Source organism: Streptomyces sp. NPDC017448, assembly GCF_044330565.1.
Taxonomy (GTDB): domain Bacteria; phylum Actinomycetota; class Actinomycetes; order Streptomycetales; family Streptomycetaceae; genus Streptomyces.
The window spans coordinates 102,513-129,229 of sequence record NZ_JBIRLM010000003.1 but is presented as its reverse complement, the minus strand read 5'-3'; the positions used below and the strand labels follow the sequence as shown (position 1 = coordinate 129,229).

The window sequence follows — 26,717 nt, the reverse complement described above, 5'->3', positions numbered from 1 at the left end:
AGCGGGACGCCGGCCCGCCCCCGCTCCTACGGCGTCGGGTAGAGCCTCAGGCGGTGGGCGAGCGCGGCGGCCTCGCCCCGGCTGGAGACGCCGAGCTTGGCCAGGATGTTGGAGACGTGCACGCTCGCGGTCTTCGGCGAGATGAACAGCTCCTCCGCGATCCGGCGGTTGGTGTGGCCCGCCGCGACCAGCCGGTGCACGTCCTGCTCGCGCGGGGTCAGTCCGAAGGACGCCACGGCGGCGATCGCCGGGTCCTCCTCGTCCGGCCGTGCCCGCCCGGGGCCGTCTCCGCCGGTCAGGACGGCCGGGTGGACGGCCGGGTCGGTGCGGAACGCCGGGGCCGCTCCGTCGAGCGTGATGCGGGCCCGGGCGGCGAGCTGTTCGACCGCCTCGGCCAGGGGGCGCGCGCCGAGGCGGCGGGCGGTCTCCAGCGCGCGGTGGAGCAGGGCGGTGGCGGTGGACCGGTCGCCGGGGGCGATGAGCAGGGACTCCGCCCAGCGGCGGTGGATCTGGGCCAGTTCGTACGGGCGGCTCAGCGGGGCGAAGGCCTCGGCGGCGCGCGCCCAGTGTCCGGGGGTGTCCGCGCCCTCCGCGCGGGCCAGCTCCGCGTCGATGAAGAGGCCGTGGGCCGCCCAGACGGGGACGAGCGTCGGGAGGTTCTTCCCGCACCGGCGGATCAGCGCGAGCAGCTCCGGGCGGCCCGGTTCGGCGGCGGGCAGCCCGCGGGCGTCCGCCTCGATCATGGCGGCGGTCTGGAGCAGCGGCAGGGCGTAGCGCTGGGTGCCGGGCGGGAAGCCGTGCCGGGCCAGCTCCTCGAACGCGGCCCGCGCCTCGGCGAGCCTGCCCTGCGAGGCGGCCAGCAGCATGGTGTGCCGGACCGGGGCGAGCAGGTGCTGGGGCTGCGGATCGCGCTGGCCGAAGCGGGCCCGGGCCAGGGCCAGCAGCTCCTCCCCCTCGGCCAGGTCCCCGCGCGCGACGGCCAGCTCGGTACGGCGGAGGGCGGCGAGCCCCTTCGCCTTGGGGGCCAGTGCCAGGCGGGCGGCGGACGCGGCGGCGGCCTCGCTCTGGGACCAGTGGCCGAGGGAGAAGAGGGACTGGGCCTGGTTGGCGTAGACCCAGGCCCCGGAGTCGGCCAGGCCGTGGCTGTGGCAGATCTCGATGCCGTGGTCGGCGGCGGCGACGGCCTCCAGCGAACGGCCCATCGCCTCGAGCGAGGAGGGCAGGTTGACGCTGACCCGGCCGAGGAGGTTCATCAGGTGCAGCTTCTCGGCACGGTCCCGGACCGCGTACATCTCGGCGAGGCCGTCCTCGACACCGCCCGCGTCCGCGGTGAGCCAGCCCCGGGTGAGGCGGGCGTGCAGCTCGATGTACTCGTCGCCGACGAGCCGGGCGTACTCCACCGCGCGGTCGCTGTCGGCGAGCGCCTGCGGGCCCGGCTGGTGCAGCGCCCGCCAACTGGCCACATTGGTCAGGACGTCGGCGAGCACGGGGGACGGCGGCAGCCCGCGCACCAGCTCCTGCGCGGTGGCCAGCTCCTGCCAGCCGTCGCCCTTGTCGAGCCCTTGGACCAGGCGGGCGCGCTGCACCCAGAACCACGCCTCGCGCAGCGGGTCGGCCTCGGAGGCCAGGACCCGCATCGCCTTCTTGGAGATGGCCAGGGCGCGCTTGCGGTCGCCGCCGAAGTGGGCGGCGACGGTGGCCTCGGCCATCACGTCCAGGTAGCGCAGCGGGGTGTTCTCCGGGTCGCAGCCGGAGGCCGGGTAGACCTCCGCGTAGTCGAAGGGGCGCAGGGTGGCGAGCACCGCGTCGGGGACGTCGTCCCAGAGCTCCATCGCCCGCTCCAGCAGCCGAAGTTGTTCGGAGTAGGCGTAGCGGCGGCGGGCCTCGACGGCGGCCCGCAGGACGGCGGGCAGGGCCTTGGCGGCGTCGTGGGCGGCGTACCAGTAGCTGGCGAGGCGGGTGGCGCGTTCGTCGTCCCGGACGAGGGAGGGGTCGGCCTCCAGGGCCTCGGCGTACCGGCGGTTGACGCGGGTGCGCTCGCCGGGCAGCAGGTCGTCGCTGACGGCCTCACGGACCAGGGAGTGGCGGAAGCGGTAGCCGTCGTTGTCGGAGGCGGGTTGCAGGAGGTTGGCGCCGACGGCCGCGCGCAGCGCCTCGTCGAGTTCGACCTCGCCCAGCCCGGCGACGGCGGCCAGCAGCTCGTGTTCGACGAAGGAGCCGCCCTCGGCGACGATCCGGGCGATCCGCTGGGCGTGTTCGGGCAGCGCCTCCACCCGGACGAGCAGGAGGTCGCGGAGGGATTCGGTCAGCCCGGAGGCGTCGCCGCAGCACTCCAGGGAGCGGGCCAGCTCCTCGACGAAGAAGGCGTTGCCGTCGGAGCGTTCGAAGATCTCGTCGACGAGTGCGGCCTGCGGGGTCTGCGCGAGGATGCCGGCGAGCTGGCGGCCGACCTCGTCGTGGCTGAAGCGGTCGAGTTCGACGCGGGTGACGGTGCGCAGCCGGTCCAGCTCGGCGAGGAGGGGGCGCAGCGGATGGCGGCGGTGGAGGTCGTCGGCGCGGTAGGTGCCGACGACCATGAGGCGGCCGGCGCCCAGGGTGCGGAAGAGGTAGGCGAGGAGGTGCCGGGTGGAGGCGTCCGCCCAGTGCAGGTCCTCCAGGACGAGGACGACCGGCCGGTCGGCGGAGATCCGTTCCAGCAGGCGGGCGGTGAGTTCGAAGAGGCGGGCGATGCTGTGCTCGTCGGTGGCGTCCCGGTGGGCCTCGCCGAGTTCGGGCAGCAGGCGGGCCAGCTCGCCCTCCTGGCCGGCGCAGGCGGCGGCCATCTCCTCGGGCAGGGCCCGCCGCAGGGCGCGCAGGGCGGTCGGGAAGGGGGCGAACGGCAGTCCGTCGGCGCCGATCTCGACGCAGGAACCGACCGCGACCACCGCGTCGCGCCGCTCGGCGGTGGTGACGAACTGCTCGACCAGCCGGGTCTTGCCGACGCCCGCCTCGCCGCCGATCAGCAGGGCCTGCGGGTCGCCGGACGCGGCCCGCCCCAGGGCCTCGGTGAGCGAGGCGAGTTCCTCGGCGCGTCCGATGAACTCGGGGCTGACTGACCTGGTCTCCACGCCGCCGAGCATCGCATACGCGTACGAGGCGGCGGGAACTTTTTCGCGCACGGTGATCATGCTCTCCCCTGCTGCCGCCGCCACGCGGCTCCCACCGGGCGTCCCGGGGGCCGCGGCCGAGGGCCCCGCCGCGCCCGGTGCGAAGGGGGCGTCGGCGGGGCCGGGTGCGGGGGCCGTCCCGCGCCCGGCCACGGTCAGGCGGCCGGGGCGAAGCGCGCGCGGTCGTCCTCCCTCACCCGCCCCTCCGGTTCACGGCGTCCGGAGCGGCGGGCGGCCCGGCGGGCGGTGCGGGCCCGGCCGAGCTCGCGCTCGGCGTCGGCCCGGCGGATCAGCTCGGCGGAGGCGGTGCGGTAGATCTCGTACTCGTACACGGGGTTCTCCCTGGTCGTCGACGGCGGCAGCGGGCCGGTGGGGCGGCCCGGCCGGTCGGCCGGGGCCCTGTCTCCGCTGTGGGTCCACTGTCGTCCGCCGGGAGGGGGCGCCGCATCGGGCGAGTTCCGCATCTTCGCGGGGGCGGGGGCCTTAGGGCGCGTCCCGTCGTTCAGGACGGTTCCGGGGCCGGAGCGCGGGCGGCCGGGGAATCCCGGATTCCGTGCCGTAGGGAGCCCTGGGGCGGCGGGAGCTCCGGGGCCGGGTCAGCCGGCGGCCGGGGCGTCCGCTCCGGCGTCGCGCCGCGCCTTCCACTCCGGGGCGAGGACGGACCAGACCTCGGTGTCGTGGCGGACGCCCCGGTAGAGGTAGTTCTGCCGGATCACCCCGTCGCGGGTCATGCCGAGCCGCTTCGCCACCGCGATCGACTTCGTGTTCGCGGCGGAGGCGTCCCACTCGACGCGGTGCATGCCGCGCTCGTACACCGCCCAGTCGATCAGGCGCTCGGCGGCGCGGGTGATCAGGCCCCGGCCCTGGGCCGCGGGCTCCAGCCACACGCCGATCTCGCAGGTGCCGGACGCCGTGTCGAAGATCCGGAAGAGGACGCCGCCGACGAGGACGTCCTCCAGCCAGATGCCGTACAGCCGCCCGGTGTCCGTCGCCTGCTTCTCCGCGTACCGCTGGAGCAGCCCGCGGGCCGACTCCCGGTCGGTGGCGAAGGAGGCGAAGGGGATCCAGGGGTCGACCAGCTCGCGGGCCCGGTCCATGTGGGCCAGGAACTCCTCGTCCTGCCAGACTTCCAGCGGGCGCAGTTCCGCCCGGTCGTCACCCAGCGATATGGCGAACATCGTGCTCCTCCTCGGACCGCGCGACGCCCTCCTCCGGGGCGCGCACCCCCGGGATCTTCGCACGGAGCGGTACGCGGTCGGGCGGTTCGATGCTGATCCGCGGCAGCCGCTTCTCCAGCCAGCCCGGCAGCCACCAGTTCGCCCCGCCGAGCATGTGCATGAGGGCGGGCACCAGCAGGGTGCGCAGGACGAAGGCGTCCAGGGCGACGGCGGTGGCCAGCGCGATGCCGAACATGGCGATGACCCGGTCGCCGCTGAGCACGAAGGCGAGGAAGACGGAGATCATGATCACGGCGGCGGAGTTGATGACCCTGCCGGTCTCGGCGAGGCCGACCCGGACGGACCGCCGGTTGTCGCCGGTCTCCAGCCACTCCTCGTACATCCGGCCCACCAGGAAGACCTGGTAGTCCATGGAGAGGCCGAAGAGGACCGAGACCATGATCACGGGGAGGAAGGGCTCGATGGGTCCGGCGCTGCCGAGGCCGAGCAGTTCGCTGCCCCAGCCCCACTGGAAGACGGCGACGACGACGCCGAAGGAGGAGGCGACGGCGGCCACGTTCATCACGGCGGCCTTGAGGGGGATGCCGATGGAGCGGAAGGCCAGGAGCAGCAGGAGGCAGCCGAGGGCGATGACGACCCCGACGAAGAGGGGCAGCTTGCCGACGATGATCTCGGCGAAGTCGTCGTAGCTCGCCGTGACCCCGCCGACGTGGGCCTCCAGCGAGGTGTCGGCCTTCACCGGCGGCAGGACGTCGTCCCGGATGCGGTCGACCAGCTCGCTGGTGTCCTGCGACTGCGGGGAGGAGTCGGGGACGACGGTGAGGAAGGCGGTGTCGCCGGAGCCGTTGTAGGTGACCGGGCTGACGGAGGCGACGCCCTCGGTGGTCCGCAGCTTCTCGGGCAGCGAGTTCAGCGCGAGCCGGTCGTCCGCCCCGTCGAGCCGGGCGGCGATGGTGAGGGGCCCGTTGACGCCGGGCCCGAAACCGTCCGCGAGGAGGTCGTACGCCTGCCGGGTGGTGGCGGTGGCCGGGTTGTTGCCCTGGTCGGAGGTGCCGAGGTGGAGGCCGAGGGCGGGCAGGGCGAGGACCGCCATGACGACGGCGGCGATGGCGCCGAGCAGTTTGGGGTGGCGCTCGACGAAGGCGGACCAGCGGGCGGCGAAGCCGGTGGGCACCTCGGGCCGGGGCCCGTGTTCGGCGAGCTGCCGGCGCTCGCGGCGGCTGAGCGCCCGCATCCCGATGAGGGAGAGCAGTGCGGGCAGCAGGGTGACCGAGGCCAGCACGGTGAGGACGACGGTGAGCGAGGCGGCGATGGCGACGCCGTTGAGGAAGCCGAGCCGCAGGACGAGCATGCCGAGCAGGGCGATGCAGACGGTGGCTCCGGCGAAGACGACGGCGCGGCCGGTGGTCGCGACGGCGTTCCGGGCCGCTTCGGGCACGGACATGCCGCGCCGGAGCCCTCTGCGGTGCCGGGTGACGATGAACAGGGCGTAGTCGATGCCCACGCCGAGCCCGATGAGCATGCCGAGCATCGGGGCGAAGTCGGCCACGGTCATCAGGTGGCCGAGCAGCACGATGCCCGCGTAGGCGGTGCCGACGGAGACCAGGGCGGTGGCGATGGGCAGCAGGCTGGCGGCGAGCGAGCCGAAGGCGAGGAAGAGGACGACGGCGGCGACGACGACGCCGATGCCCTCGGTGAGGTGGACGGAGGGCGCTTCGGTGAGGGCGACGACGGCGCCGCCCAGTTCGACGTGGAGCCCGTCGCCCTCGGCGGCCTTCGCGGTGTCGACGAGGGCCTGGGCCTGGGCCGCGGGTATCTCGTCGGCGGGGCGGTCGAAGGTGACCGCGGCGTAGGCGGTGTGGCCGTCCTCGCTGATCTGGCCGGTGTCCGGGGCCCCGTAGGGGCTCGTCACCGCACCGACGCCGGGCAGCTCCTCGATCGCGTGGAGCGTGCGGCTCATGGTCTGTTCGACGTCGGCGGCCCGGACGGTGGAGTCGGCGGTGTGCCAGACCACGGTGGCGGTGTCGCCGCCGAGGTCGGTGAAGCCGCGCGTGAGGAGTTCGGCGGCCCGGCCGGACTCGGCGCCGGGGACCTCGTAGTCGTTGGAGTACGCGGAACCCGCCAACCCCGCGGCGGCCGCGGCACCGCCGAGGGCGGCGAGCCAGATGAGGACGGCGACGAGACGGTGCCTGATGCACCAGCGGGCGATGGCAGCCAACGGACGAGCTCCCTGCGGGTTCGTGGACCTTTACCCGCAGATAATGTGATCTGCCCGTAAACGTCTCATGACCTGAGAACGCCACTCTGACAGCAATAGATGATCCTTTGTCCGTTTCGTGGCCATGGTCACAGGGCCTGATCTGCCCCTTATACGGGACGGATCGGGCCCTGCGACCCGTCGGCGGGCCGGGCCGGAACGGCGGGGTCAGCCGGAGACGCTGGCGCGGCCGTTCTCGATGTGGCCCATGAGCCGCCGCCGGAAGCCGTCCTCCCCCTCGGCCGTGACCTCGAGGTCGTACCAGCCGTGGGCGTCGGCCGCCGAGTGCACCAGCGACCGGCTGCGGCCCGGCTTCACCGTGACGCGGCGGGTCCAGTCCCGTACGTCGTCCTCGTCCACGTAGCCGAGCGGCCGCACCAGGAAGGTCAGGGTCCGGCGGCCGGTGTTGCGCAGGGTGAGGTGGAGGTCGCGGTCGCGGGGGTCGATGCGGCTGGCGACCTCCGCTCCCCCGTCGGCCGGTCCGGCGAATTCGCGCCGGAAGCCGTTCGGCCCGGTGACCGTGAAGCGGTACGCGTCCCCGCTCACCGGCACGGTCCAGTGCGCGCGGCCCCGGACGTCCTGGTGCTGCGGGGCGGGGAACTCGCCCGTGTAGGGGTACAGCGCGAAGTGCGCCGAGGACCGGCCGGTGTTGGCCAGCTCCACGCGCACTCCGCCGTCCGTCCTGCGCGCCTGCGCGTCCGGCTGGTAGGGCAGCGGGCGCGCCGGGCGTACGCCGGGCTCCTGCTCGGGCAGGTGCTGGACGGCGGGCGGCTGGGGCTGCCAGCGCCCGCTGAGCGGCGGGATGGCGGCCGGCTGCTCGACGGCGGGCTGCCGGCGGGCCCGGGTGAAGTCGAAGGCGGAGGTGAGGTCGCCGGTGACGCGGCGCCGCCACTGGCCGATGTTGGGCTCCTCCACCCCGGTCCAGCGCTCCAGGAAGCGGATGACGGAGGTGTGGTCGAAGACCTCGGAGCAGACGTAGCCGCCCACGGTCCACGGCGAGACGACCAGCATCGGCACCCGGATGCCGAGCCCGGTCGGGCGGCCGCCCCACTGCTCGTCGGTCACCTCGGGGGGCGCGACGGGCGGCGGGACGTGGTCGAAGAAGCCGTCGTTCTCGTCGTAGTTGATCAGCACGGCGGTGTGCCGCCACACGTCGGGGTGGCTGCCGAGCGCGTCGAGGATCTTGTAGACGATGGTGGCGCTGTGCACGGGCGAGGAGACGCTCGGGTGTTCGGAGTCGATGGCCGAGGGGACCAGGTAGGAGACCTCCGGGAGCGTCCCGGCGGCCACGTCCTTGGCGAACTCGTCGGCCAGGGAGCCGGTGGGAACCCGGCGCAGCCCCCGCTCGAACAGGGACCGCTCGCGCCGGTCGAGCGTGGCGACGCCCTCGTCCAGCAGGCCGAGGAGCCGGGTGCGCTCGGCCTCGGACGCACCGCGGACCTTCGCGTAGAAGGACTCCATGTAGGTGTGGCCGCCGGTCCTGGCCAGCGCCTTGCGGGCGATCGCCTTGAAGGTGGCGAAGAACTCGATCTGGTTGTCGGTGAAGTTCTCCCACTCGGTGTACGTCCGCCAGCTGCGCCCGGCGTCCTCCAGTCGCTCGGCGTAGGTGGACCAGTCGTAGCCGGGGTGGGTGCCCTCGTTGTACGCGTCGTTGCCGACGGCCCGCTTCCCGTTCGGCTCGAAGCCGGTCTTCCCGCTCCACAGGTGGTTGCGGTTGGGGCTGGTGGAGGTGTGGATCGAGGAGTGGTAGGCGTCGCAGACGGTGAAGGTGTCGGCCAGCTCGTAGTGGAGCGGGATGTCGCGGCGGTCGTAGTACGCCATGGTGGCCGCGGTCTTGGCGCTGATCCAGCCGTTCATCCAGCCGCCGCCCCAGGCTTTCGCCCCGCCGTTCCAGGAGTGGTCGAGGGCGCCGATGTACTGGAGGTCCTTCTTCTGCTTCTCGGCCGCCTCGCGCACCGGGAAGGGCAGCACGGCGGCGCCGGCCGCACCGGGCTGCTCGAACACCGTCCCGCCGGTGGGCAGCTCCACGGCGTTGCGGTCGCCGAAACCGCGTACGCCGCGCAGGGTGCCGAAGTAGTGGTCGAAGGAACGGTTCTCCTGCATGAGGATCACCACGTGCTTGATCGAGTCGAGGCCTCCTCCCCCGGACCCCGCGTGCGCGGGCTGCGCGGCGATGGCGGCCTGGAGCGAGGGCGGCAGGAACGATCCGGCCGCAGCGGCGCCGAGCGCGCCGCCGCCCAGCGCGAAGAGCCGTCGCCGTGACATGTCCGTGGTCAAAGGAGCCTCCTGGTCCGGTGGTTACAGCCGGGAAGCTAGCCACGCCAGGTGGCTTCGGGAAGGACTGCGTACGGCCCGGTGGTGAACGTCCAAGAGGTCGGACGAGAAGTCCAACCGGCCGCTCCCCCTCGATGCACGCCCCGGTCACGCCCCGGTTCCCGCCCCGATGAGGTGCAGCGACGCCCACAGCGCGAGGGTGGCGGCCAGGAGCGTCGCCGGTACGGTCGCCAGCCCGAGCCGGGTGAAGCGGCCCAGTTCGGGGGCGTCGCCGTGGGCGTGCAGGATGCGCCGCCACAGGAGGGTGGCCAGCGATCCGACGTAGGTCAGGTTCGGCCCGATGTTGACCCCGATGAGGGCGGCGAGCAGCGGTCCGGGCCCCGCGGCCGCGACGATCGGGAGCAGGGCGAGGACGGCGGGCAGGTTGTTGATCAGGTTGGCGAGCAGCGCGGCGACCGCGGCGACGCCGAGCAGGGCGGGCAGGGTGTCGCCGTCGGGCAGCAGGGCGGCGATCCCGTCGCCGAGCCCGTTGTCGACGACCGCCTTCACGACGACGCCGAGCGCGAGGACGAAGAGGCAGAACAGCGGGTTGGCCGAGCGGACGACCGCCAGGGGCGTGGTCTCCCGCTTGGCGAGCGCCCGCGCGCCGAGCACCAGGGCCCCGGCCAGCGCCGCCCACAGCGGTTCGGCCCCCGCGAACGAGGTGGCGACGAACCCGGCCAGCGTCAGCGCCAGCACGACGAGCGTGAAGACCGGCACGGGCGTGCGCTCCGCCTCGGGATCGGGCGGGTGCGCCCCGGCGGCCAGGTCGGCCCGGAACGCCCGGCGGAACACCGCGTACTCGACGGCGACTGCGGCGAGCCACGGCAGCGCCATCAGCGCGGCGAACCGGGTGAAGGAGAGGCCGCTCGCGGTGAACGCCAGCAGGTTGGTGAGGTTGGAGACGGGGAGCAGGAGGGAGGCGGAGTTGGCGAGGTGCGCGCAGGCGTAGACGTAGGGGCGGGGCCGCGCGCCGACCCGGGCGGCGGTGGCGAGGACGACCGGGGTGAGCAGGACGACGGTGGCGTCCAGGCTGAGGACGGCGGTGACGATCGCGGCGACGGCGAAGACGCCGCCGAGGAGGGGCCGGGTCCGGCCCCGGCAGGCGCGGGCGACCAGTTCACCGGCGGCCCGGAACAGCCCCTCGTCCGCGCAGAGCCGGGCCAGCACGAGGACCGCGGCGAGGAACCCGACGACGGGCAGCAGCTCTCCGGCCTGCTCCCGCGCCTCGGACCAGGAGACCGCCCCCACGGCCACCACGAGGATCGCGGCGGGTACGGCGGCGGTCGCCTCCGGCAGGCCGCGGGGGCGCAGGACCGCGAAGGCGAGGACGCCCAGGAGCAGGGCGAAGGAGACGAGCTCGGCGGTGAGGGTGTTCAGCGGATGCTCTCAGGTTCTGCGTGGCGACCGCCGGGGCCGGCCCGGTGCGGGTCCGGGCGGGACGGGACGGTTGAAGGGGCGGCGCGGGACGGTGAAAGGGGCGGCGCGCCCGTACGTACAAGGGGTACGTACGGGCGCGCCGCCCCTTCGGGACGATCGGGCGGTCAGCCCTCGACGCCGAGCTTCTCCAGGATCAGCTCGCGTACGCGCGCCGCGTCCGCCTGGCCCCGGGTGGCCTTCATGACCGCGCCGACGAGCGCGCCCGCCGCCGCGACCTTGCCGCCGCGGATCTTGTCCGCGATGGCCGCGTTCCCCGCGATGGCCTCGTCCACGGCCGTGGACAGCGCGCCCTCGTCCGAGACGACCTTCAGACCGCGCTTCTCGACGACGGCGTCCGGGTCGCCTTCGCCCGCGAGGACGCCCTCGATGACCTGGCGGGCCAGCTTGTCGTTGAGGTCGCCCGCGGCGACGAGCGCGGCCACCCGGGCGACCTGCGCCGGGGTGATCGGCAGCTCGTCCAGACCGCGGCCGGTCTCGTTGGCGTTGCGGGCCAGCTCGCCCATCCACCACTTGCGGGCCTGGTCCGCGGGGGCGCCCGCCTCGGTCGTGGCGACGATCAGGTCGACCGCGCCCGCGTTGAGGATGGACTGCATGTCGTGGTCGGAGACGCCCCACTCCTCCTTGAGCCGCGCCCGGCGCAGCCGGGGCAGCTCGGGGAGGCCCTTGCGCAGCTCCTCGACCCAGTCGCGCGCGGGGGCGACGGGGACCAGGTCCGGCTCGGGGAAGTAGCGGTAGTCCTCGGCGTTGTCCTTGATGCGGCCGGCCGTGGTGGAGCCGTCCTCCTCGTGGAAGTGCCGGGTCTCCTGCACGATCGTGCCGCCCGAGGACAGCACGGCGGCGTGGCGCTGGATCTCGAAGCGCGCGGCCCGCTCGACGGAGCGCAGCGAGTTCACGTTCTTCGTCTCGGAGCGCGTGCCGAAGGCGGTGGTGCCGTTGGGGCGCAGCGACAGGTTGACGTCGCAGCGCATCTGGCCCATCTCCATGCGTGCCTCGGAGACCCCGAGGGCCTTGATCAGCTCGCGCAGCTCGGCGACGTACGCCTTGGCGACCTCGGGGGCGCGGGCCCCGGCCCCCTCGATCGGCTTGGTGACGATCTCGATGAGCGGGATGCCGGCCCGGTTGTAGTCGAGCAGGGAGTGGGACGCGCCGTGGATGCGGCCGGTGGCGCCGCCGACGTGGGTCGACTTGCCGGTGTCCTCCTCCATGTGGGCGCGCTCGATCTCCACGCGGAAGATCTCGCCGTCCTCCAGCTGGACGTCCAGGTAGCCGTTGAAGGCGATCGGCTCGTCGTACTGCGAGGTCTGGAAGTTCTTCGGCATGTCCGGATAGAAGTAGTTCTTCCGGGCGAAACGGCACCATTCGGCGATCTCGCAGTGGAGCGCGAGACCGATCTTGATGGCCGACTCCACACCGATCTCGTTGACGACCGGCAGCGCGCCGGGCAGTCCGAGGCAGACCGGGCAGGTCTGGGAGTTGGCGTCCTGCTTCAGCTCCGTGGAGCAGCCGCAGAACATCTTGGTCTTGGTGCCGAGCTCGACATGGACTTCGAGGCCCATGACGGGGTCGTAGGACGCCAGCGCGTCCTCGTACGACACCAGGTCGGTGACAGTCACGGTGAAACTTTCCCTCTCAGCCCAGCAGAACGTCGTCGTCGCCGAGACGCTTCAGTTCGCGATAGAGGATCGCGAGTCCGGTGACGATGGCGGCGGCCGAGACCGCCGCGTCGACGAGCCGCAGCACGTCGTTGTCGTTGCGGGCGAGCTTCGCCTGCTTGGCGACGCTGATCGCGCCGAACGCGGTACTGCCGAGCGAGACGTACAGCCCGGTCCTGGACTTCTTGAAGTTACTGGCCTTCTTTGCCATGGCACTCACAGCGACGGAGCCTCCTCAAGCAGCGGGTGCCCCCACTTTTCCACGAAGGCGGCCTCGACGGCCGCTCCGACCTTGTAGAGCCGGTCGTCCTTCATGGCGGGGGCGATGATCTGCAGCCCGACCGGCAGGCCGTCCTCCGGGGCCAGGCCGCAGGGCAGCGACATGGCGGAGTTGCCGGCCAGGTTGGTGGGGATGGTGCACAGGTCCGCGAGGTACATCGCCATCGGGTCGTCGGCGCGCTCGCCGATCGGGAAGGCGGTGGTCGGGGTCGTCGGGGAGACGATCACGTCGACCTGCTCGAACGCCTTCTCGAAGTCCTGGGTGATGAGGGTGCGGACCTTCTGGGCCGAGCCGTAGTACGCGTCGTAGTAACCGGAGCTGAGCGCGTACGTGCCCAGGATGACGCGGCGCTTGACCTCGTCGCCGAAGCCGGCCTCGCGGGTGAGCGCGGTGACGTCCTCGGCCGACCGGGTGCCGTCGTCGCCGACCCGCAGCCCGTAGCGCATGGCGTCGAAGCGGGCCAGGTTGGAGGAGCACTCGGACGGGGCGATCAGGTAGTACGCGGAGAGCGCCAGGTCGAAGGAGGGGCAGTCCAGCTCGACGATCGTGGCGCCGAGCGACGTCAGCAGCTCGACCGACTCGTCGAACCGCTGGAGGACGCCCGCCTGGTAGCCCTCGCCGCGGAACTGCTTGACGACGCCGACGCGCATGCCCTGGACGGAGCCGTTGCGGGCGGCCTCGACGACCGGCGGGACAGGGGCGTCGATGGAGGTGGAGTCCATCGGGTCGTGCCCGGCGATGGCCTCGTGGAGCAGCGCCGCGTCCAGGACCGTACGGGCGCAGGGCCCGCCCTGGTCGAGGGAGGACGAGAAGGCGACCATGCCGTAGCGGGAGACGCCGCCGTAGGTGGGCTTGACGCCGACGGTGCCGGTGACGGCGGCGGGCTGGCGGATCGAACCGCCGGTGTCCGTGCCGATGGCGAGCGGGGCCTCGTAGGAGGCGAGGGCGGCGGAGGAGCCGCCGCCGGAGCCGCCGGGGATGCGGGTGAGGTCCCAGGGGTTGCCGGTGGGGCCGTAGGCGCTGTTCTCGGTGGAGGACCCCATGGCGAACTCGTCCATGTTGGTCTTGCCGAGGATGACGACGTCGGCGGCGCGCAGCCGCTGCGTGAGCGTCGCGTCGTACGGCGGCACCCAGCCTTCGAGGATCTTGGAGCCGACGGTGGTCGGCATGTCCTTGGTGGTGAAGATGTCCTTGAGCGCGAGCGGGACGCCGGCCAGCGGGCCGAGCTTCTCGCCCGCCTCCCGCTTGGCGTCCACGGCGCGGGCCTGGGCGAGTGCGCCCTCGCGGTCGATGTGCAGGAAGGCGTGGACCTTCTCGTCGACGGCGTCGATCCGGGCCAGGTGGGCCTCGGTGACCTCGACGGCGGTCAGTTCGCCGGAGGCGATCCTCGCGGCGATCTCGGCCGCGGTGAGCTTGATGATATCCGTCATGATGATCAGTCCTCCCCCAGGATCTGCGGCACCTTGAAACGCTGCTGCTCCTGGGCCGGGGCGCCGGAGAGTGCCTGCGCGGGGGTGAGCGACGGACGGACCTCGTCCGCGCGCATGACGTTGGTCAGCGGCAGCGGGTGGGAGGTCGGCGGTACGTCTTGGTCGGCGACCTCGGAGACGCGGGCGACCGCGCCGATGATGTCGTCGAGCTGACCGGCGAAGTGATCGAGCTCTTCGCCCTTCAGCTCCAGACGCGCCAGCCGGGCGAGGTGGGCGACCTCCTCGCGCGTGATGCCAGGCATGCAGCGATCCTCAGGGGTTGGTGTGCGGTTTTGGCCCAATCCTATGGGGTCTCCCGAGGGCGGGTGCCCCACCCCGATCGGGCTACGCCTTCACGGGCCGCGCCCCTGTGGTCTTCAGGGGGTGTCGGACTCCGCCGGGCCGTTCACCACCCGGTTCGCCGCGCCGTTCACCGCGCCGTTCACCGCGCCGTTCACCGCGCCGTTCACCGCGCCGTTGACCGCGCCGTTGAGCGACGGGTTCAGCGAGCCGGTCGCGGAGCCGGTGGCGGCGGCCGCCTGGGCCTTCAGCTCCGCGGGCCGCCGCCAGCCGTGCTCGCCGCGCGCCCGCAGCCAGGCCGTCGTCTCCTGCGGCGGCATCGCGGCGGCCACCAGCCAGCCCTGCACCGCGTCGCACCGCAGGTCCCGCAACCGCTCCCACGTCGTATCGTCCTCGACGCCCTCCGCGACGACGACCAGGCCGAGCGAGTGGGCCAGATCGATGGTGCAGCGGACGATCTCGGCGTCCTCGTGGTCGACCGCGAGGCGGGCCACGAAGGAGCGGTCGATCTTCAGCTCGCTGACCGGGAGCCGGCGCAGGTGGACCAGGGAGGAGTAACCGGTGCCGAAGTCGTCGAGGGACATCTTCACCCCGTGCGCGGTGAGACCGGCCAGGGTGTCGGCGGCACGCTGCGGGTCCTCCAGCAGCACATGCTCGGTGATCTCCAGTTGGAGCGCTCCCGCGGGCACGCCGTGGCGGGCGAGCCGGGCGGCGACGCTCCCCGCGAAGCCCGGGGTGTGCACGTCGCGGGGGGAGACGTTGACCGCCACCGGCACGAACAGGCCCTGCCCCCGCCAGCGGGCGACCTGGGCCAGCGCCGTCTCCAGGACGTACTCCGTGAGGTGCGGCATCAGCCCGGAGGACTCGGCGATGGCGATGAACTCGTCCGGGGGAACCCGGCCGCGCTCCGGGTGCACCCAGCGCACCAGCGCCTCCAGCCCGGCGACCTGCCCGTCGAAGCGGACCTTGGGCTGGTAGTGCAGCTCGACCTCGCCCGCGTCCAGCGCCCGGCGCAGGTCGCCGAGGAGCCCGAGCCGGTCGGGGGTGTTGCTGTCCCGTTTGGACTCGTAGACCTCCACGCCCGTGCGGTCCCGCTTGGCCTGGTACATCGCGACGTCCGCCCGGCGCAGCAGGCCCTCGGCGTCCAGGGCGTGGTCCGGGTGGACCGCGACCCCGGCGCTGGCCTCCAGGACGAGGGTCAGCCCGTCGAGGTCGAGCGGCGAGGACAGCTCGGCGACCAGGTGACGGGCGACCTGCTGGGCGCTGGTGGTGGAGTCGGTGTGCGGCAGCAGCACGGCGAACTCGTCGCCGCCGAGCCGGGCCGCCTCCGCGCCGCGCGGCAGGGCGAGCCGCAGGCGCTCCGCTATCTGGAGCAGCAGCCGGTCGCCGGCCAGGTGCCCGAGGGTGTCGTTGACCGCGCGGAACCGGTCGAGGTCGATGAGGACCAGCGCGGAGCGGCCGCCGATGGACTCCGCGTCCTCCAGCGCCGACCAGGTCCGCTCCAGCAGCCACTGCCGGTTGGGCAGCCCGGTCAGCGGGTCGCGCAACTGCTCCTCGGCGCGGGCGCGGGCGATCCAGAGCGTGGAGTCCAGGGCGATGAGCGGCACCGCGAACAGCGGCAGCAGGACCGGCATGGAGACCGCGACGGCGCAGATCAGCGGAGCGAGCCCGAGGAGGGCGACGGCGACGAGCCCCTGACGCAGCATCGCGGTCCGGGCGATGGTGGGCAGCCCGCCGCTGTGCGGGACCTGGGCGTACCACAGCAGGACCCGGGTGACGAGCAGATACGTGGAGGCCGTCAGGAGCAGTTCCGGGACGGCGGTGATGCCCCAGTCGAGTGGCCGCCAGGGCTGCTCGACGGTGGGGACCTCGCCGAAGGCGGCCAGCACGAGGGCGGCCGCGGCGATGCCGAGCATGTCGACCCCGCCGTGCAGCAGCCCCTGCCACCAGCGGTGCCGGCGGGCGGCCCCGACGAGCACCACGACGGCGGAAGAGACCAGGACGGCCGGGAGCCAGCCGTACAGCAGGAGCACGGCGAGGGTGAGGGCGGCGCCGGAGCCGGTGCCGCCCCACCACCGGTCGCGGCCGAGGGCGACCAGATGGCCGACGACGATCCCGGTGAGCACGGCGAAGGACCAGCCGACCGCCCCGTCCGGGAAGAGGGCGTGGTCCTGCTGGACCGTCCGGTACGACCCGACCGCCAGCAGGAGCGCGGCGATCGCCACGACGACTGCGCCCACGGGGGGCGTGAGGCCGACGAAACCTTGCAGCCGCGACACCGGGGCGGCGCTCTCGGTCGGTTTCATTCCGTCCCTCTCACAGCCGGCGGTGCCGTTGTCCCTCGGTGGCGCCCGCTTCCGTGGGCGCCACGGCCCGGTCGGGGGCCGTGCACGGCGGGCGTACGTCTCAACAGTAGGCCGCGAAAGGCTTCCAGGGGCAGCGCTCTACAGCTCTTGCCCGAATGCGAACCGACCACCCGTCACCATCTGCTATTGACCCGAACGGGTGGTGCGACAGGGCCGTTCGGGGAACAGGCGGCCCTTCTTCGCCCCTCTGTCCCCTTTCCTTTTTTCTTCCCCGGAGGGGAGCGCGCCACTCCGTGGGAGCGTCTCGAAGGCGTTGCGATCCGGCGAACAGGGGGCGAACGCCGGCCCTGCGGGCGGCTGCTCCGCCCGGTCGGTCCGCTGCCGCCCCGCCGTCACTCCCCCTCGGCCTCGGGCGCGGCCTCCGGGACGGGCAGCGCGGCCTCCCGGGCGCGCTCGGGTCCGTCTTCGAGCAGGATCGCGAAGCCGTCCTCGTCGAGCACGGGGACCTTCAGCTGCATCGCCTTGTCGTACTTGGAGCCGGGGTTGTCGCCGACGACCACGAAGGCGGTCTTCTTCGACACCGATCCGGTGACCTTCGCGCCGAGGGCCTGGAGCGCCGCCTTGGCGCCGTCGCGGGTGTGGCCCGCCAGGGTGCCGGTGACGACGACGGTGAGCCCCTGGAGGGGGCGGGGGCCCTCGTCCTCATCGGCCCCCTCGTCGGCCATGCGCACTCCGGCCTCGCGCCACTTGCGCAGGATCTCGCGGTGCCAGTCCTCGGCGAACCACTGCTTGACGGAGGCGGCGATGATCGGGCCCACGCCGTCGGCGTCGGCCAGCTCCTGCTCGCTCGCCTCGTCGATCCGGTCGATGGAACGGAACTGCCGGGCCAGCTCCTGGGCGGCGACCGGTCCGACGTGGCGGATGGAGAGCCCGGTGAGGATGCGGGCGAGCGGGGCCTCCTTGGCGGCGGCGATGCCCTCCAGCATGGCCAGGGCGTTCTTCTTCGGCTCACCCTGCTGGTTGGCGAAGACCGTGGCGATCTTCTCCTCGCCGGTCTTCGGGTCGCGCTTGGGCAGCCCGCTGTCCTGGTCCAGCACGTACGCCCGGATCGGCAGCAGTTGCTCGATGGTGAGGGAGAACAGGTCGCTCTCGTCCCGGAGGACCGGCTCGGCGGGCTCCAGCGGCCGGGTCAGGGCGGCGGCGGCCACATAGCCGAAGTGGTCGATGTCGAGGCTCTTGCGCCCGGCGAGGTAGAAGACCCGCTCGCGCAACTGGGCGGGGCAGGTGCGGGCGTTGGGGCAGCGGAGGTCGATGTCGCCCTCCTTCATCGGGCGCAGCTCCGTCCCGCACTCGGGGCAGTGCGTCGGCATCTCGAACGCCTTCTCGGTGCCGTCACGCAGGTCGACGACGGGTCCGAGGATCTCGGGGATGACGTCGCCCGCCTTGCGGATGACGACGGTGTCGCCGATGAGGACGCCCTTGGCCTTGACCACGTTCTGGTTGTGCAGGGTGGCGAACTCGACCTCGGAACCGGCCACTTCGACCGGTTCTACCTGGGCGTAGGGGGTGACGCGGCCGGTGCGGCCGACGCCGACGCGGATGTTGACCAGCTTGGTGTTGACCTCTTCGGGGGCGTACTTCCAGGCGATGGCCCAGCGCGGGGCGCGCGAGGTGGAGCCCAGCCGCCCCTGGAGCGGGATCTCGTCGAGCTTGACGACGACACCGTCGATCTCGTGCTCCACGGAGTGCCGGTGCTCGCCGTAGTAGGTGATGAACTCCCGCACCCCTGCGAGGGAGTCGACGACCCTGTTGTGCCGGGCGGTGGGCAGGCCCCAGCCGTGCAGCAGCTCGTACGCCTGCGAGAGCCGGTCGATGCTCAGGCCCTCGTGGGCGCCGATGCCGTGCACCACCATGTGCAGCGGGCGGCCGGCGGTGACCTTGGGGTCCTTCTGGCGCAGCGATCCGGCCGCCGCGTTGCGCGGGTTGGCGAAGGGCTTGTCGTCGGCGGCGACCAGCCGGGCGTTCAGCGCCTCGAAGTCCTCCATGGGGAAGAAGACCTCGCCGCGGATCTCGACGAGCGCGGGGACGTCCTCACCCGTGAGGCGGTGCGGGATCTCGGCGATCGTGCGGACGTTGGGGGTGATGTCCTCGCCGGTACGGCCGTCGCCGCGGGTCGCCGCCCGGGTGAGGCGGCCGTTCTCGTAGGTGAGGTTGACCGCGAGCCCGTCGATCTTCAGCTCGCACAGGAAGTGGTGGTCGGGGGTGCCGACGTCCTTGGCGACCCGGTCCGCCCAGGCGGCCAGCTCCTCGTCGTCGAAGGCGTTGTCCAGGGAGAGCATCCGCTCCCGGTGCTCCACGGAGGTGAACTCCGTGCGGTAGGGGCCGGCGACCTTCTGGGTCGGGGAGTCCGGGGTGCGCAGCGCCGGGTGCTCCTCCTCCAGGGCCTCCAGCGAGCGCAGCAGCCGGTCGAATTCGCCGTCGCTGACGACCGGCTGGTCCTTCACGTAGTAGCGGAACCGGTGCTCCTCGATCTGCTCGGCCAGCAGCGCGTGCTCCTCCCGCACGGCCGCCGGCACCGAGCTTTCCTGCTCCACCCGCTGTTCGCCCGCCATCGTCCCGTCCTCCCGTTTTCCCGTCGTCCCCGTCACTCAGGGTTGTCCGCGAGCGACCTCGCCGCTCTGGCGCTGTGGGCGAGCGCGGTGCGGGCGTACGCGGGCGACGCGCCCGCGAGACCGCACGACGGGGTGATCGCGACGGACTCGGCGAGAGTCCCCGGATTCAGCCCCAGCCTGCTCCACAGCGTCCTGACCCCCATGACGCTACCGCCCGGGTCCGACAATGCCGCCGCTGCCGCGTCGGTGGAGGGCACCACGCCCAGGAAGAGGTGCGTACCGCTCTCGACGGCTTCCCCGATCGCCTCCTCCTCACGCTCCGTCAGCAGGGAGAAGTCGAACGAGATCCCGTCCGCCCCGGCCCGGCGCAGCAGCGCGAACGGCACCTCGGGGGCGCAGGAGTGGACGAGCGTCGTCCCGTCCTCCCCCGCCGCCGCGAGGACGTCGCGCAGCGTCCCCTCGACGATCTGGCGGTCGACGGCCCGGTAGGTGCGGTAGCCGCTGGCGGAGCGGACCCGGCCCAGCAGGACGGCGGTCAGGGAGGGTTCGTCGAGCTGGAGGACGACCTGGGCGCCGGGCACCCGGCGGCGGACCTCCGCGAGGTGGGCGCGGAGCCCCTCGGCCAGGGAGCCGGCGAGGTCCCGGCAGGCCCCGGGGTCGGCCAGCATGGCTTCGCCGCCGCGCAGTTCGAGGCCGGCGGCGAGGGTCCAGGGCCCGACCGCCTGGACCTTGAGCAGGCCCTCGTACCCCTGGGTGAACTCCTCCAGGGCGTCCAGGTCCTCTCCCAGCCACGCCCGGGCCCGCCGGGTGTCGCGGCCGGGCCGGTCGCTGATCCGCCAGCCGCTCGGCTCGACGTGCCCGTACATCTCGACGAGCATGCCGATGGTCCGGCCGGTCATGTCGGCGCCGGGCCCGCGCGCGGGCAGCTCCGCCAGGTGCGGCATGCCCCGGCCGTCGGCGAAGGAGCCGGTGACGGTCTTCGCCGCCTCCCTCGCGTCTTCCCCGGGCATCGACCCGATGCCGGTCGCCGGACACCCGCTGAACTCGCTCTTCTCGCTCACGCGGGAAGCCTACGGGCCTGTGGCCGCCGCCCGTGTACGCGGGGCGCGGGCGGCCGCCCGCCGACGGCCGGGCCCCGGGCTCAGCGGCCGGGCCGGACGGTCAGGTCGTTGACCTCGGCGTCGCGCGGCAGGTCGAGCGCCATCAGGATGGTGGTGGCCACCGACTCGGGGTCGATCCAGCGCTCCGCGTCGTACTCCTTGCCCTCCTGCTGGTGCACCTTGGCCTGCATGGGGCTGGCCGTGCGGCCCGGGTAGACGCTGGTGACGCGTACGCCGTTGCCGTGCTCCTCGTGGCGCAGCGAGTCGGCGAGCGCCTTGAGCCCGTGCTTGCTCGCGGCGTACGCGCTCCACCCGGCGTGGGCGTTAAGCCCCGCCCCGGAGTTCACGAAGAGGACGTGGCCCCGGGCGACGCGGAGCTGCGGGAGCAGCAGGCGGGTGATCTCGGCGGGGGCAACCAGGTTGGCGGCGAGCTGGAAGTGCCATGCCTTGGGGGTCAGCTCCCCGACCTCGCCCAGTTCGACGACGCCGGCGATGTGCAGCAGGGTGTCGATCCGCTCGGGCACGGTCTGCTGGCCGAACGCCCAGGAGAGCCGGTCGGGGTTGCCGAGGTCGCCGACGAGGGTGCGCGCGCCCGGGTAGCGGTCGGCGAACTCCTTGGCGCGGCCGGCGTCGCGGGCGAGCAGGACGAGGTCGTCGCCGCGCTCCAGGAGACGGCGGGCGACGGCGGCGCCGATGCCGGAGCCGGCGCCGGTGATGAGGTGGGTAGCCATGGGGCGATCCTAGGGCCGTGTCCCCTACTGCAGACCGGCGGACTCCTCCAGGTAGGCCAGTGCGCCGACGGCGTCCTCGGCGAAGAAGACCAGGTCGGTCAGGGGCACGGGGAGGAAGCCCTCGTCCTCCATGCGCTGGAACTGCAGGCGCAGCCCGTCGTAGAAACCGGCCGTGTTCAGCAGGACGACCGGCTTGGTGTGTTTGCCGTGCTTCTTCAGCTCCAGGATCTCGGTGGCCTCGTCGAGCGTGCCGGTCCCGCCGACCATGATCACGATCGCGTCGGCCTTCTCCAGGAGCAGCGCCTTGCGCTCGGCGAGGTCGCGGGCGATCACCATCTCGTCGGCGTCGGTCCGGGCCTTCGCGGCGAGGAAGTCGACCGATACGCCCACCAGCCGCCCGCCGGCCGCCTGGACGCCGTCCGCGACGACCTTCATCAGCCCGCTCTCCGACCCGCCCCAGACCAGAGTGTGGCCGCCCCGGCCGAGCAGCTCGGCGAACTCGCGGGCGGGCACGGTGTAGCGGTCGTCGAGGTCGGCGGCGGAGAGGAAGACGCAGATGTTCATGGAGCCACCGTACGACCCGGCCCGGGCGCCTCCGCGCCCACCCGTCGAGGGGCAATTCCGGCGTACGGGGAAGAACGCGGGCCCGTGCGCCGCTGCACCGGGTATGACTTCCACCCGAGGACACCGCATCACCGTCGAGCAGGGCTCCGAGCACGTCCGGGCGGTGCACGACGGGCAGGTGCTGGCCGAGAGCCGCCGACCGCTCGTGCTCCGCGAGACCGGCTGTCCGGTCCGCTACTACCTGCCGCCCGAGGACGTCCGCACCGACCTGCTCTCCCCCTCCGACACCTCCACCCACTGCCCGTTCAAGGGGGACGCCTCCTACTGGTCGCGGCCGGGGGCCGCCGATCTCGTCTGGGCCTACCCGGACCCGAAGCCCGCGGTCGCCGCGATCAAGGACCACTTCTGCTTCTACGCCACGGAGACGGTGGCCGACTGATCCGCGTCCGCCCGTTCCGCGACCGGCGCGCCGCCGTGCTCGCGCCGTGCTCCGGGGCGCCGGACACGGAAGGCGGCGGCGCCGGTTCTCGCCCCGGGGCGGCGGAGTTCTCCGTCGAGGGCGCGGGCGCGTGCGGACGGCGTGAGCCGTGCGCAGGCGTCACGCGTCCGTCCGGGGCCGGGGCGTCAGCCCCCCGTCGCCACCCGCTCGCGGCGGACGGTCGTGGCGATGGTGGCCGAGCCGACCACGCGCGTGCCGTCGTACAGGACGACCGCCTGGCCGGGGGCCACACCCCGGACCGGCTCGGTGAAGGCGACGTGGAGCTCGGAGCCGTCCACCAGCTCGGCGGTGACCTCGGTCTCGCCGCCGTGGGCGCGGAGCTGGGCGGTGTACGTCCCCGGGCCGGAGGGGGGCGTTCCGCACCAGCGGGGCTTGATGGCGATCAGCGCGGTCACGTCCAGGGCCTCGACGGGGCCGACGGTGACGGTGTTGTTCACCGGGGAGATGTCGAGGACGTAGCGCGGCTTTCCGTCGGGGGCGGGGTGGCCGATCTTGAGGCCCTTGCGCTGGCCGATGGTGAACCCGAAGGCGCCCTCGTGGGTGCCCAGCTTCGTACCGGACTCGTCGACGATGTCGCCCTCGGCCGGGCCGCCCAGGCGGTTCGCCAGGAAGCCCTGGGTGTCGCCGTCCGCGATGAAGCAGATGTCGTGGCTGTCGGGCTTCTTGGCGACGGCGAGGCCCCGGCGCTCGGCCTCGGCGCGGATCTCGTCCTTGGTGGTGAGGGTGTCGCCGAGCGGGAACATGGCGTGGGCGAGCTGCTTCTCGTCCAGGACGCCGAGGACGTAGCTCTGGTCCTTGGCCATGTCGGAGGCGCGGTGCAGCTCGCGGCCGCCGTCCTCGGTGAGGACGACGGTGGCGTAGTGGCCGGTGCACACGGCGTCGAAGCCGAGGGCGAGCGCCTTGTCGAGCAGCGCGGCGAACTTGATCTTCTCGTTGCAGCGGAGGCAGGGGTTGGGCGTGCGCCCGGCCTCGTACTCCGCGACGAAGTCCTCGACGACGTCCTCGCGGAAGCGTTCCGCCAGGTCCCAGACGTAGAACGGGATGCCGATGACGTCGGCCGCGCGGCGGGCGTCCCGGGAGTCCTCGATGGTGCAGCAGCCGCGCGCCCCGGTCCGGAAGGACTGGGGGTTGGCGGAGAGGGCGAGGTGGACACCGGTCACGTCGTGGCCCGCCTCGACGGCGCGGGCGGCGGCGACGGCGGAGTCCACGCCGCCCGACATCGCGGCGAGGACACGCAGGGGGCGCTGGGAAGTCTGAGTCATAGCCCCTCCAGGGTACGGGTCGCCGGGAACCGAACGCTCGCGGATATGCGTTGACGATCACATGAGCAACAACGGGAGCACCGGCGCGTCCCCCCAGCCGTCCGGTTCGTCGTCGCGGAAGAAGCCCGGCGGCGGCGTGAGCCGGCGCGCACTGCTGATCGGCGGCGGCGCGGTGACGGCCGTGGGCGCCGCCGTGCTCGCGCGCGACGAGGTGCAGCGGCTGTGGTGGCAGGTGCCCGGCGTGGGGAAGCCCCGCAAGCCGGGCGAGCTGGACTACCCGGGGGCGACCTGGGTGGCGGCGTCCGACGCGAACTGGCGGCGCGCGGACCGGCCCGACGACTTCCCCATCGACCGGGTGATCATCCATGTCACCCAGGGCAGCTTCGCCAGCGCGGTGCGGGTGTTCCAGGACCCGTCCCACCAGGCCGCGACGCACTACATCGTGGGGCAGGACGGGCGGGTGGTGCAGATGATCCGCGAGCTGGACGTGGCGTACCAGGCGGGCAACCGCTCCTACAACGAGCGGGCGGTCGGCATCGAGCACGAGGGGTTCGTGGACCGGCCGAAGGACCTCACGAAGGAGATGTACGCGTCGTCGGCGCGGCTCACCGCCTCCATCTGCGCCCGGCACGGGATACCCGTCGACCGGGAGCACATCATCGGGCACGTGGAGGTGCCGGGCACCGACCACACCGATCCCGGCCCGCACTGGGACTGGGACCGGTACATGGAGCTGGTGCGGCGCGCCGCGGCGGCGCCGCCGAGCCCGGCGCCCACCGCGTCGGCCGCCGTGAAGCCGTGAAGCCGTAGCGGGACCGTCCCGGTCAGGGCCGGCCGTCAGCTGAGCCCGGCCGTCCTCGCCCGTTCGACCGCCGGGCCGATCGCCCCGGCGAGCGCCTTCACGTCCTCCTCGGTCGAGGTGTGGCCGAGCGAGAAGCGCAGGGTGCCCCGGGCCAGGTCCGGATCGGTCCCGGTGGCGAGGAGCACATGGCTGGGCTGGGCGATCCCGGCGGTGCAGGCGGAGCCGGTGGAGCATGCGATGCCCTGCGCGTCCAGCAGCAGGAGCAGGGAGTCGCCCTCGCAGCCGGGGAAGCTGAAGTGGGCGTTGGCGGGCAGGCGTCCGGCCGGGTCCGGGTCGCCGCCGAGCACGGCGTCCGGCACGGCCAGACGCACGGCGGTCACCAGTTCGTCGCGCAGGGCGCCCACGCGTCGGGCGAACCCCTCGCGCCGTTCGGCCGCCAGCCGCCCGGCGACCGCGAACGAGGCGACGGCGGGCACGTCCAGGGTGCCGGAGCGCACGTGCCGCTCCTGGCCGCCGCCGTGCAGCACGGGTACGGGGGTGTGGTCGCGGCCCAGCAGCAGCGCGCCGATGCCGAACGGGCCGCCGATCTTGTGTCCGCTGACCGTCATCGCGGCCAGTCCGGAGCGGGCGAAGTCGACCTCCAGCTGGCCGAAGGCCTGGACCGCGTCGGCATGCATGGGGATCTCGAACTCGGCCGCGACCGCTGCCAGTTCGCGTACCGGCATGATCGTGCCGATCTCGTTGTTGGCCCACATCACGGTGATCATCGCGATGTCGTCGGGGTTCTGGAGGATCGCCTCGCGCAGGTCTTCGGGGTGGACCCGGCCATGACGGTCGACGGGGAGGTGGTCGACGTTCGCGCCCTCGTGCTCGGCGAGCCAGTCGACGGCGTCGAGGACGGCGTGGTGTTCGACGGGTCCGGCGAGGACCCGGGTGCGGCGGGGGTCGGCGTCGCGGCGGGACCAGTAGAGACCCTTCACGGCGAGGTTGTCGGCCTCGGTGCCGCCGGAGGTGAACACCACCTCGCTGGGGCGGGCGCCGAGGGCTTCGGCCAGCGCTTCTCTGGACTCCTCGACGACACGGCGGGCCCGGCGTCCGGCGGCGTGCAGCGAGGAGGCGTTGCCGGTGGCGGAGAGCTGGGCGGTCATCGCCTCGATCGCTTCGGGAAGCATCGGCGTGGTCGCGGCGTGGTCGAGGTATGCCATGGTGGGGCCGATTCTACGAGCCCGGAGCGGGGCGCACGTCGGGCGCGTCACGGCCGGGGCACGGCGCACGCCCGCGCGAGGGAGGTCAGCCGCCGATGTTCCAGGCGACCGCGCCGTCGGAGGCGACCAGGACGGCGAGCACGGCGAGGTCGGCGACCCCCAGCGCGAGACCGAGGCGGGCGCGCCCCGGGCGGCGAGTGCGGCGGGCCAGGGAGAGCAGCGCCATCACGATCGCGGTGGGCCCGAGCACGAGGTTGAAGACCAGCAGTCCGACGAGGCCGAGGACGAAGGAGGCGACGGCGAGACCGTCCGCCTCGCGCCCGGCGGGCCGGGAGGCGGCGGTCTCCGCAGAGGCGTCCGCTCCCCCGGCCGGGGCGGGGTCCGGGGTGCGGGCCACTACCCCCTCTGCGGGGTGCTCCGCGGGGGCGGGGTGCTCCCCGGGGGCGGGGTGCTCCGCGGGGGCGGGGTGCTCCCCGGGGGCGGAGGCGTCGGCGGGGGCGGAGGCGTCGGCGGGGGCCGGGGTCGCGCGGCGGGCGAAGCCGGTGGGGGCCATGGTGCGAGCTCCTTCGGATCGGGGGGAAACGCCAGGCTCGGCGGGGCGGGCCCGGCGGGTCAGCGCAGGCGGCGCGAGGTGCGCTCACGCACGGCGAAGACCAGCAGCCAGCAGCCGATGACGGCCGCGGCGGCCAGGGACAGCGGAAGCGGAAGGTGGGCGACCGCCCCGAGGAGAATGCCCAGCAGGAGCAGCGCGGCGACGAGGACGAGCACGGCGGAACCTCTCTGTGCGACGACGGAAGCCGTTCGGAGTACGAGTGTTCACTGACCGCCAAGACTAAACCTGGGTCCTCTTCCTCGACTCGGAGTACAGCTGTTTACTGAATGGCATGAGTCACACCGCCGGGGCCCGCCACACCCAGAAGCTGAGGACGCGCCGGGCCCTCCTGGACGCCGCGCTCGTCCTGCTGGAGCACCAGAGCCTGAGCAGCCTGGGGCTGCGGGAGGTCACCCGGGCCGCCGGGGTCGCCCCGACCGCCTTCTACCGGCACTTCGAGCACGTCGCCGCGCTCGGGGTCGCCCTGGTCGAGGAGACCCTGGGCAGCCTGCACGGGCTGATCGCCGCGGTCCTCGCGGAGACGGGCGACAGCGAGGAGCGGCTGGACCGCAGCGTGGCGGTGATAGCCCGCCACGTCGGCGCGCAGCCCGCCCACTTCCGGTTCATCGCCCGGGAGCAGCACGGCGGGGTCGGCCCTGTCCGCGAGGCGATCGCGGACCGGCTTCGGCGGTTCACCGAGGAGGTGGCGTGCACGCTCGGGCAGGAGCCGGACGCGGAGGGCTGGAGTGAGGAGGACCTGCTGATGCTGGGCCGGTTCTACGTGGACCACATGGTGATGACCGCGTCGGCGCTGCTGGCGGCCGGGCCCGAGGGCGAGGAGGAGGCGGTGCGGCAGGCCCGGCGGCGGCTGCGGCTGGTCTCCATCGGCCGCGCCCACTGGCTCGACGAGGGGGCGGCGGGCGGCACCGCCCGCACCTGACCCGCGGCCGGGGGACGGTGGCCCTGCGGGCATGCGTGCCCACCCGGAGCGGGCCGCCGAAGCCACCGG

At 73.4% G+C, this 26,717-nt stretch carries 22 protein-coding genes; 3 read left to right on the top strand and 19 right to left on the bottom strand.

Annotation, left to right across the window (positions count from 1 at the left end; all coding sequences use genetic code 11):
* Positions 1–26: 26 nt before the first annotated feature.
* The 15 genes from ACH4K1_RS07885 to ACH4K1_RS07815 form a co-directional block, all read right to left on the bottom strand.
* Positions 27–3,167, bottom strand: coding sequence for an AAA family ATPase (locus ACH4K1_RS07885; protein ID WP_398087634.1), 3,141 nt, complete (start codon positions 3,165–3,167; stop codon positions 27–29).
* Positions 3,168–3,301: 134 nt separating this feature from the next.
* Positions 3,302–3,478, bottom strand: a complete 177-nt coding sequence (locus tag ACH4K1_RS07880) for a hypothetical protein (RefSeq protein ID WP_398087632.1) — start codon at positions 3,476–3,478, stop codon at positions 3,302–3,304.
* Between the two features lie 264 nt (positions 3,479–3,742).
* Positions 3,743–4,324 carry a GNAT family N-acetyltransferase gene (locus ACH4K1_RS07875; protein ID WP_398087630.1) on the bottom strand — a complete coding sequence of 194 codons (582 nt, stop codon included), beginning with the start codon at positions 4,322–4,324 and terminating at the stop codon, positions 3,743–3,745.
* The gene (locus ACH4K1_RS07870; RefSeq protein WP_398087628.1) at positions 4,302–6,542 is read right to left on the bottom strand and encodes an MMPL family transporter; all 2,241 of its coding nucleotides are present in this window, start codon (positions 6,540–6,542) and stop codon (positions 4,302–4,304) included. The genes ACH4K1_RS07875 and ACH4K1_RS07870 overlap by 23 nt, the downstream gene beginning before the upstream one ends.
* Before the next feature lie 207 nt (positions 6,543–6,749).
* Positions 6,750–8,858 (bottom strand): phosphocholine-specific phospholipase C, encoded by a 2,109-nt coding sequence (locus ACH4K1_RS07865; RefSeq protein WP_398087626.1) that lies wholly within the window; start codon positions 8,856–8,858, stop codon positions 6,750–6,752.
* Positions 8,859–9,002: 144 nt separating this feature from the next.
* A complete protein-coding gene (locus ACH4K1_RS07860; protein ID WP_398087920.1) occupies positions 9,003–10,274 on the bottom strand; it encodes an arsenic transporter in 1,272 nt (423 codons plus the stop codon).
* Between the two features lie 164 nt (positions 10,275–10,438).
* Entirely contained in the window at positions 10,439–11,947 is a 1,509-nt protein-coding gene (gatB, locus tag ACH4K1_RS07855) for an Asp-tRNA(Asn)/Glu-tRNA(Gln) amidotransferase subunit GatB (RefSeq protein WP_398087624.1), read from the bottom strand.
* A gap of 16 nt (positions 11,948–11,963) precedes the next feature.
* Positions 11,964–12,197: a hypothetical protein gene (locus tag ACH4K1_RS07850; protein ID WP_073771756.1), complete on the bottom strand. Its 234-nt coding sequence runs from the start codon at positions 12,195–12,197 to the stop codon at positions 11,964–11,966.
* 5 nt (positions 12,198–12,202) lie between these two features.
* Positions 12,203–13,696: an Asp-tRNA(Asn)/Glu-tRNA(Gln) amidotransferase subunit GatA gene (gatA, locus tag ACH4K1_RS07845; RefSeq protein WP_398087623.1), complete on the bottom strand. Its 1,494-nt coding sequence runs from the start codon at positions 13,694–13,696 to the stop codon at positions 12,203–12,205.
* A gap of 5 nt (positions 13,697–13,701) precedes the next feature.
* Positions 13,702–13,998: an Asp-tRNA(Asn)/Glu-tRNA(Gln) amidotransferase subunit GatC gene (gatC, locus tag ACH4K1_RS07840; RefSeq protein ID WP_003966094.1), complete on the bottom strand. Its 297-nt coding sequence runs from the start codon at positions 13,996–13,998 to the stop codon at positions 13,702–13,704.
* Positions 13,999–14,112: 114 nt separating this feature from the next.
* Entirely contained in the window at positions 14,113–16,341 is a 2,229-nt protein-coding gene (locus ACH4K1_RS07835) for a putative bifunctional diguanylate cyclase/phosphodiesterase (RefSeq protein WP_398087621.1), read from the bottom strand.
* Between the two features lie 392 nt (positions 16,342–16,733).
* Entirely contained in the window at positions 16,734–18,953 is a 2,220-nt protein-coding gene (ligA, locus tag ACH4K1_RS07830; RefSeq protein WP_398087619.1) for an NAD-dependent DNA ligase LigA, read from the bottom strand.
* A 32-nt stretch (positions 18,954–18,985) separates the two neighbouring features.
* Entirely contained in the window at positions 18,986–20,014 is a 1,029-nt protein-coding gene (locus tag ACH4K1_RS07825; protein ID WP_398087617.1) for a methionine synthase, read from the bottom strand.
* An 80-nt stretch (positions 20,015–20,094) separates the two neighbouring features.
* Positions 20,095–20,784, bottom strand: coding sequence for an SDR family oxidoreductase (locus ACH4K1_RS07820; RefSeq protein ID WP_398087615.1), 690 nt, complete (start codon positions 20,782–20,784; stop codon positions 20,095–20,097).
* A gap of 24 nt (positions 20,785–20,808) precedes the next feature.
* Complete coding sequence (locus ACH4K1_RS07815) at positions 20,809–21,348, bottom strand: TIGR00730 family Rossman fold protein (protein ID WP_398087613.1); 540 nt, start codon at positions 21,346–21,348, stop codon at positions 20,809–20,811.
* 103 nt (positions 21,349–21,451) lie between these two features.
* On the opposite strand from ACH4K1_RS07815, the gene ACH4K1_RS07810 reads away from it, so the two are divergent.
* Positions 21,452–21,787 (top strand): DUF427 domain-containing protein, encoded by a 336-nt coding sequence (locus ACH4K1_RS07810; protein ID WP_073771763.1) that lies wholly within the window; start codon positions 21,452–21,454, stop codon positions 21,785–21,787.
* 185 nt (positions 21,788–21,972) lie between these two features.
* Here the strand turns inward: ACH4K1_RS07810 and mnmA are convergent, their stop codons facing one another.
* Entirely contained in the window at positions 21,973–23,109 is a 1,137-nt protein-coding gene (gene mnmA, locus ACH4K1_RS07805; RefSeq protein WP_398087610.1) for a tRNA 2-thiouridine(34) synthase MnmA, read from the bottom strand.
* Between the two features lie 61 nt (positions 23,110–23,170).
* On the opposite strand from mnmA, the gene ACH4K1_RS07800 reads away from it, so the two are divergent.
* Positions 23,171–23,911, top strand: a complete 741-nt coding sequence (locus tag ACH4K1_RS07800; protein ID WP_398087608.1) for an N-acetylmuramoyl-L-alanine amidase — start codon at positions 23,171–23,173, stop codon at positions 23,909–23,911.
* 35 nt (positions 23,912–23,946) lie between these two features.
* Here ACH4K1_RS07800 and ACH4K1_RS07795 read toward each other — a convergent pair whose 3' ends face one another.
* From ACH4K1_RS07795 to ACH4K1_RS07785, 3 genes are all read right to left on the bottom strand, one after another.
* The gene (locus tag ACH4K1_RS07795; protein ID WP_398087606.1) at positions 23,947–25,116 is read right to left on the bottom strand and encodes a cysteine desulfurase family protein; all 1,170 of its coding nucleotides are present in this window, start codon (positions 25,114–25,116) and stop codon (positions 23,947–23,949) included.
* Between the two features lie 85 nt (positions 25,117–25,201).
* Entirely contained in the window at positions 25,202–25,513 is a 312-nt protein-coding gene (locus tag ACH4K1_RS07790) for a hypothetical protein (RefSeq protein WP_398087918.1), read from the bottom strand.
* Positions 25,514–25,728: 215 nt separating this feature from the next.
* Entirely contained in the window at positions 25,729–25,884 is a 156-nt protein-coding gene (locus tag ACH4K1_RS07785; protein WP_228990046.1) for a hypothetical protein, read from the bottom strand.
* A 116-nt stretch (positions 25,885–26,000) separates the two neighbouring features.
* Between ACH4K1_RS07785 and ACH4K1_RS07780 the strand changes: the two genes are divergently transcribed.
* Positions 26,001–26,648: a TetR family transcriptional regulator gene (locus ACH4K1_RS07780; protein WP_398087604.1), complete on the top strand. Its 648-nt coding sequence runs from the start codon at positions 26,001–26,003 to the stop codon at positions 26,646–26,648.
* Positions 26,649–26,717: the final 69 nt, after the last annotated feature.

Excerpts from the sequence above, each read along its gene's own strand:
- ACH4K1_RS07885 (WP_398087634.1), bottom strand. The coding sequence starts at position 3,167 with ATGATCACCGTGCGCGAAAAAGTTCCCGCCGCCTCGTACGCGTATGCG.
- ACH4K1_RS07875 (WP_398087630.1), bottom strand. The coding sequence starts at position 4,324 with ATGTTCGCCATATCGCTGGGTGACGACCGGGCGGAACTGCGCCCGCTG.
- ACH4K1_RS07850 (WP_073771756.1), bottom strand. The coding sequence starts at position 12,197 with ATGGCAAAGAAGGCCAGTAACTTCAAGAAGTCCAGGACCGGGCTGTAC.
- gatA (WP_398087623.1), bottom strand. The coding sequence starts at position 13,696 with ATGACGGATATCATCAAGCTCACCGCGGCCGAGATCGCCGCGAGGATC.
- gatC (WP_003966094.1), bottom strand. The coding sequence starts at position 13,998 with ATGCCTGGCATCACGCGCGAGGAGGTCGCCCACCTCGCCCGGCTGGCG.
- ACH4K1_RS07835 (WP_398087621.1), bottom strand. The coding sequence starts at position 16,341 with ATGAAACCGACCGAGAGCGCCGCCCCGGTGTCGCGGCTGCAAGGTTTC.
- ligA (WP_398087619.1), bottom strand. The coding sequence starts at position 18,953 with ATGGCGGGCGAACAGCGGGTGGAGCAGGAAAGCTCGGTGCCGGCGGCC.
- ACH4K1_RS07820 (WP_398087615.1), bottom strand. The coding sequence starts at position 20,784 with ATGGCTACCCACCTCATCACCGGCGCCGGCTCCGGCATCGGCGCCGCC.
- ACH4K1_RS07815 (WP_398087613.1), bottom strand. The coding sequence starts at position 21,348 with ATGAACATCTGCGTCTTCCTCTCCGCCGCCGACCTCGACGACCGCTAC.
- ACH4K1_RS07810 (WP_073771763.1), top strand. The coding sequence starts at position 21,452 with ATGACTTCCACCCGAGGACACCGCATCACCGTCGAGCAGGGCTCCGAG.
- mnmA (WP_398087610.1), bottom strand. The coding sequence starts at position 23,109 with ATGACTCAGACTTCCCAGCGCCCCCTGCGTGTCCTCGCCGCGATGTCG.
- ACH4K1_RS07800 (WP_398087608.1), top strand. The coding sequence starts at position 23,171 with ATGAGCAACAACGGGAGCACCGGCGCGTCCCCCCAGCCGTCCGGTTCG.
- ACH4K1_RS07795 (WP_398087606.1), bottom strand. The coding sequence starts at position 25,116 with ATGGCATACCTCGACCACGCCGCGACCACGCCGATGCTTCCCGAAGCG.
- ACH4K1_RS07780 (WP_398087604.1), top strand. The coding sequence starts at position 26,001 with ATGAGTCACACCGCCGGGGCCCGCCACACCCAGAAGCTGAGGACGCGC.